Source organism: Amaricoccus sp. (assembly GCF_017995835.1).
Taxonomy (GTDB): Bacteria; Pseudomonadota; Alphaproteobacteria; order Rhodobacterales; family Rhodobacteraceae; genus Amaricoccus.
The window spans coordinates 1-4,994 of record NZ_JAGOID010000159.1 but is presented as its reverse complement, the minus strand read 5'-3'; the positions used below and the strand labels follow the sequence as shown (position 1 = coordinate 4,994).

The following is a 4,994-nucleotide window of genomic DNA, read 5'->3' as shown; positions in this document are numbered from 1 at the left end:
AGCTCGCCCCCCGGGCCACCGCCGCGCCGTTGAAGGCCTGTACCAGATGCCCGATCAGCGACGAGGCGACGCGCTCGTCATAGAGCACCGGATAGGCGCCGGTCGGCGGTTTCTTCGCGCCCGCCCATTTCACCGCCCGCTCGCCGGCCAGCCGGCCGATACGCGCGGGGTCGGGCAGGTCGGCGCGATGGGACCGGCCCTCGACGCAATGGTCCTGCTCCATCGCCAGCCCGTCGCCATGGATCGCAACCGCGTGGATCGAATGCCCCGTGCGACCGTAGCCGCCCGAAAAGCCGTTGCTGGCGGCGACATGGACGCGGCTCGCCTGCCAGCCCGCGCCCGCGCCCTCGGCCCGGGTGATGCCCGGCACGGCGAGCGCCGCGGCCTCTGCCATGAGCGCGATCTCGCGCAGTTCGGCCGCCGAGGGCGGCTCGGACGCGTCGACGAGATCGAGCGCGACGAGATCCCAGGAGCGCGCCAGTTGCTCCGGCGCGGCGAGGCCGCACCATGGGTCCTCCGGCGCCTCGCGCGCCATGGCGACCGCCCGCTCGGCCATCGCGTCGAGGGTCTCGGACCGGACATCGCTGGCCGAAACGCAGGCCTGCCGGCGACCGATGAGGACGCGCAGGCCGATTTCCACACCCTCGGCCCGCTCGGCCTGTTCGAGCGCGCCGGCCCGTACCTCGATCGAGAGGCTGTCGCCCTCGACCGCCAGCGCGTCCGCCGCCTCGGCCCCGGCCTTGCGCGCCGCGCGCAGGAGCGCACCCGTCAAACCTTCGAGATCGCGTGCCATGCTCAGCCCATCGCCGTCAGCGCGTGGAAGATCAGCCCGACGCTGCCGAGGGTGATCGGCAGGAAGGTCAGCATCGCGCCCACCTGCCGCGCGATCAGCGCATCATAGGCGCCGGTGAAATGCGCGGCGTGGGCGATCCGTCCGACGGTCAGCGTCGCGCCGAAGACATGGACGAGATACCAGGGCAGCCCCAGCGCGGCCATCAGCAGCAGCATCAGCAGGCCGAAGGGCACGAACTCGGTGAAGTTCGCCTGGCCGCGCATCGCGCGTATCAGCTCCTCCACCCCGCCGTCGCCGATCCAGACGCCGGTCCGGGTCCGGATCCGGCTGATCGCCAGCGCCAGCCAGAAGAGGATCAGCCCGTTGAGGCCGACATAGAGCGCGACGATGTGCAGCGTGGAAGAGGATGTCATGCCGGGCTTCTCCATGCGGCGGATCGGTTTCGCTACTTAGGTCGGAATCCGACCCGAAACAACCTGAGAGCATCGCCTGGCCTCTTGCCTTTCGCGCCCCGAGCGCCTTTCATCAATGGGTGAAAAGACGTGCCCCGCCGGGGGCCTTTCGGTTGGGGGGAAGCGATCATGAGCCTGCTGGCAGGCAAGAGCATCGTCATCACCGGCGCCGGCCGCGGCATCGGCGCCGCCACCGCCGAGGCCATGGCCGCCGAGGGCGCCAGCCTGCTGCTGCTCGCCCGCAAGGCCGAGGGCATCACCGAACTCGCGACCCGGCTGCGACGCACCGGTGCCAGGGTCGAGGCGATGACCTGCGACGTGGCGGAATTCTCGCAAGTCCAGGCCGCCCTGACCCACGCCCGCGAGATGCTGGGCGCGGTCGACGCGCTGATCAACAACGCCGCCGTCATCGACCCGATCGGCCCGCTGGCCGCCACCGACCCGGCGGCCTGGGGCACGGCGATCGATATCAACCTCAAGGGCGTCTATCACGGGCTGCGCGCCGCCCTGCCGATCATGCGGGCGCGGGGCGCGGGCGTCATCGTCAACATCGGCTCGGGCGCGGCCCATAATCCGCTCGAAGGCTGGAGCGCCTATTGTGCCTCGAAGGCCGGCTCGCACATGCTGACGCGCTGCGCCCATCTCGAGAACAAGGGTCACGGTGTCCGCGTCTTCAGCCTGTCGCCCGGCACGGTGGCCACCGACATGCAGCGACGCATCAAGGCCTCGGGGATCAATCCGGTCAGCCAGATGGACTTCTCGCAGCACGCGCCGGTGACGGCCCCCGCGCGGGCGCTGGTCTGGCTCTGCACCGAAGCGGCGGCCGATCTCGCGGGGCAGGAAGTCTCGCTGCGCGATCCGGCGATCCGGGCCCGGATCGGGCTGGACTGAACTGGCCGGGGCACAGGCCGAGCCGGTCGAGGCGCTGGTCGTCGGGGGCGGCCCGGCCGGACTTATGGCCGCCGAGACGTTGGCGGCGGCCGGTGCCCGGGTCCTGCTCGCCGAGGCGAAACCCTCAGTCGGCCGCAAGCTGCTCATGGCCGGCAAGTCCGGCCTCAATCTCACCAAGGACGAGCCCCCGGCCATCTTCGCGGACGCCTACGGTCCGGCGGCGGAGTGGCTCGGACCGATGCTCGTGGCCTTCGGTCCGGCCGAGGCGCGGGACTGGGCGCGCGGCCTCGGGCAGGAGGTCTTCACCGGCACCTCCGGTCGGGTGTTTCCGGTCGCGATGAAGGCCTCGCCGCTGCTGCGGGCCTGGCTCGCCCGCCTGACCGGGGCGGGGGTCGAGATCCGCGCCCGCTGGCGCTGGCTCGGCTGGGCCGAGGACGGCGCGGCCCGCTTTGCGACGCCGGAAGGGGCGCGGACGCTGGCGCCCCGGGTGACGGTCCTCGCGCTCGGCGGGGCGTCCTGGGCCCGGCTCGGCTCCGACGGCGCCTGGGCGCAGATCCTCGCGGCGCGCGGGGTGCCGCTCGCACCCTTCGCCCCGTCGAACGGCGGCTTTCGCGTTGACTGGTCGCCGGCGATGGCGCGCCATTTCGGCGCGGCCATCAAGCCGGTGGCGCTGTCGGCTGGTGGACGGACGGCGCGGGGCGAATTCGTGCTGACCGCGGGCGGCGTGGAAGGCGGCGGGATCTACGCGCTCGGCCCCGTGCTCCGCGATGGCGCGGCGCTGACCCTCGATCTCCTGCCCGACCGCGCCGAGGCCGAGACGGCCCGGCGCCTGGCGCGGCCCCGCGGCGGCGCGAGCCTCTCGAACCATCTGCGCAAGACGCTCAATCTCGGCCCGGCCAAGATCGCGCTCCTGCGCGAATGCGTTCCCGACATCGCCGGGGCGGGGCCGGAGGCGCTGGCCCGGGCGCTGAAGGCGCTGCCCTTGCCGCTGCTCGGCCCGGCGCCGATGGACGAGGCGATCTCGACGGCGGGCGGGGTCGCGCGCGCGGGGCTGGACCCGGCGTTGATGGCACGGGCGGTCCCGGGAACCTTCTGCGCGGGCGAGATGCTCGACTGGGACGCGCCGACCGGTGGCTATCTCATGACCGCCTGCCTCGCGACCGGACGCTGGGCCGGGCTCGCCGCCGCCCGGGCGCTGTCGGACGCGTCGAGCGGATAGAGCGAATCGCGGGTGATCCCGATATCGCGCAGGACATGCTCGTCGCAATCACGCAGGCGCAGGATGTCGCGGCGTTCCTTGGCGCGCGCCGCGCGGGCGGCCGCGATCGCCGCCGCGCGGGCCTTGAGCCAGCGGAAAAGCTCGGCGAGACGGGGGCCGGCGGCGATTTCGGCGGGGCGGAAGGTCGGGGTCAGGCCGGTCATTTCGGTGCTCCAATGTCTTGCGGCGGGCTCTCGGCCCTGCGTGAAAATCCGGAAGCGAACGCGCCGCCGGCCCGCCCTTGTGCGCCAAGCCGCGTAAGGCGCGCGTGACCGGCGCGTGACATGGCCGCGCGGTTGGACGGGCGATTCCCCGTCCCTGCGAAGGGGGCGTTCCGATCAGTCGCGGCGGAGGGTGGCGACGCGGACGAGCAGGCGCTCGACAAGGGCGAGGCCCGGCGTCGGGCGCGCGGAGCGGAGGCGCAGGTCGGCGTCCATGACAAGGCCGAGCGCCTGGCGCGCGCCGTCCACCCCGAGCGCGCGCGCCTGTCCGGCCATCCGCGCGCGGCGCGGCCCGAAGACCGGCGGCCGGGCGCGGGCCAGAGCCGCTTCCGGCCCGTCCGGAGCCAGCGCGGCGGCGTAAAGCGCGCGGAAATGCCGGGCAGCGGCGATGGTCAGGCTGGTCGGCGCCTGCCCCGCGAGCCGCCGCATCGCTCCGGCGAGCGCGGCGACCCGCCCCTCGGCGGCGAGGTTCAGCAATTCCTCGACATCCGCCTCGGCCGCCGGCGGCGCGCAGGCCGCCACGTCAGCGGGCGAGAGCGGCGCCGGGTCGCCGCGCTTGTAGAGCGCGATCTTCTCGACAAGCTGGGCGAAGTCGCCGGGGTCGAGCGCGCGGGCCAGCGCCTCGACATCGGCCAGCGCCTCGGCCGGCACGGCTTTGATACCCGCCCGCGCGAGATGGGCGGCGACTTCCTCGCGGCTCGGCGGATCGTCGTAGATACCGATCGCGACGACCCCGGGCGCGCGCTCGAAGGCCTTGCGCAGCGCGCTGCCCGCGCCGAGCGCGCCGGCCGTCACCACGAGTCGGGCATCCCCGGGCCGCCAATTGGCGAGGCCCGCGACGAGGACCGACGTGACCCCGTCCGCCGCCTCCTCGACCAGAACGGCGCGCGGACCGGGAAAGAAGCCGATCGCCTTCAGCGCATCCTCGAGCGCGGCGGGGTCGCGGCGCAGGTCGGCGCCGGCGATCCGGGTGAGGCGCATCTCAGCCGCGCCGCCCGCCCCGATCATCGCGGTGACGAGCGCCGCGCGCTTCAGCGCCACGCGCATCGCGTCCGCGCCATAGAGCAACACCCCGGCGCCGGCCGGATCGGGCGCCGCGAGATAGCGCGCCGCCTCGCGCGCCGAGAGCTTCACGGCGCCGGCGCGGGGAGTGCGCGGTCGTCGGCGGTGATGGCGAGCTCCATCACGATCCGGTCGGCGAGGGTCGCGGCCAGCCGGAGCTCCGCGTCCTGCTCGGCCACGCGGCTGGCGAAGGCGGAGGCGGTTTCGGATTCGGGCGCGCTGTAGCCGGTGAAGGATTCGACCCGACCCGTCCGGACCGGCGGGCCACCCGCCAGCGCCACCAGGCGATAGTCGGCGACGCCGGTGATGTTGTACCG

6 protein-coding genes and 1 pseudogene are annotated in these 4,994 nt (G+C 73.9%); 2 read left to right on the top strand and 5 right to left on the bottom strand.

Annotation, left to right across the window (positions count from 1 at the left end):
• Positions 1-793, bottom strand: a 793-nt coding sequence (locus tag KBA23_RS15800) for a DNA gyrase modulator (protein ID WP_290742923.1), incomplete at its 3' end; no start/stop codon positions are given.
• Between the two features lie 2 nt (positions 794-795).
• Positions 796-1,206: an MAPEG family protein gene (locus KBA23_RS15795; RefSeq protein ID WP_290742919.1), complete on the bottom strand. Its 411-nt coding sequence runs from the start codon at positions 1,204-1,206 to the stop codon at positions 796-798.
• A gap of 168 nt (positions 1,207-1,374) precedes the next feature.
• Here KBA23_RS15795 and KBA23_RS15790 point away from each other — a divergent pair, with 168 nt between their 5' ends.
• On the top strand, positions 1,375-2,136 hold the full coding sequence (locus KBA23_RS15790; protein WP_290742916.1) for an SDR family oxidoreductase: 762 nt from the start codon (positions 1,375-1,377) through the stop codon (positions 2,134-2,136).
• A 1-nt stretch (position 2,137) separates the two neighbouring features.
• Positions 2,138-3,355 (top strand): TIGR03862 family flavoprotein, encoded by a 1,218-nt coding sequence (locus tag KBA23_RS15785; RefSeq protein WP_290742926.1) that lies wholly within the window; start codon positions 2,138-2,140, stop codon positions 3,353-3,355.
• Here KBA23_RS15785 and KBA23_RS15780 read toward each other — a convergent pair.
• The 3 genes and pseudogenes from KBA23_RS15780 to KBA23_RS15770 form a co-directional block, all read right to left on the bottom strand.
• Positions 3,271-3,558 (bottom strand): hypothetical protein, encoded by a 288-nt coding sequence (locus KBA23_RS15780; RefSeq protein ID WP_290742914.1) that lies wholly within the window; start codon positions 3,556-3,558, stop codon positions 3,271-3,273. The genes KBA23_RS15785 and KBA23_RS15780 overlap by 85 nt on opposite strands.
• A 174-nt stretch (positions 3,559-3,732) precedes the next feature.
• The gene (locus KBA23_RS15775; RefSeq protein ID WP_290742911.1) at positions 3,733-4,749 is read right to left on the bottom strand and encodes a DNA polymerase III subunit delta; all 1,017 of its coding nucleotides are present in this window, start codon (positions 4,747-4,749) and stop codon (positions 3,733-3,735) included.
• A pseudogene (locus KBA23_RS15770) lies at positions 4,746-4,994 on the bottom strand (hypothetical protein); the annotation flags it as partial. The gene KBA23_RS15775 and the pseudogene KBA23_RS15770, both read right to left, overlap by 4 nt.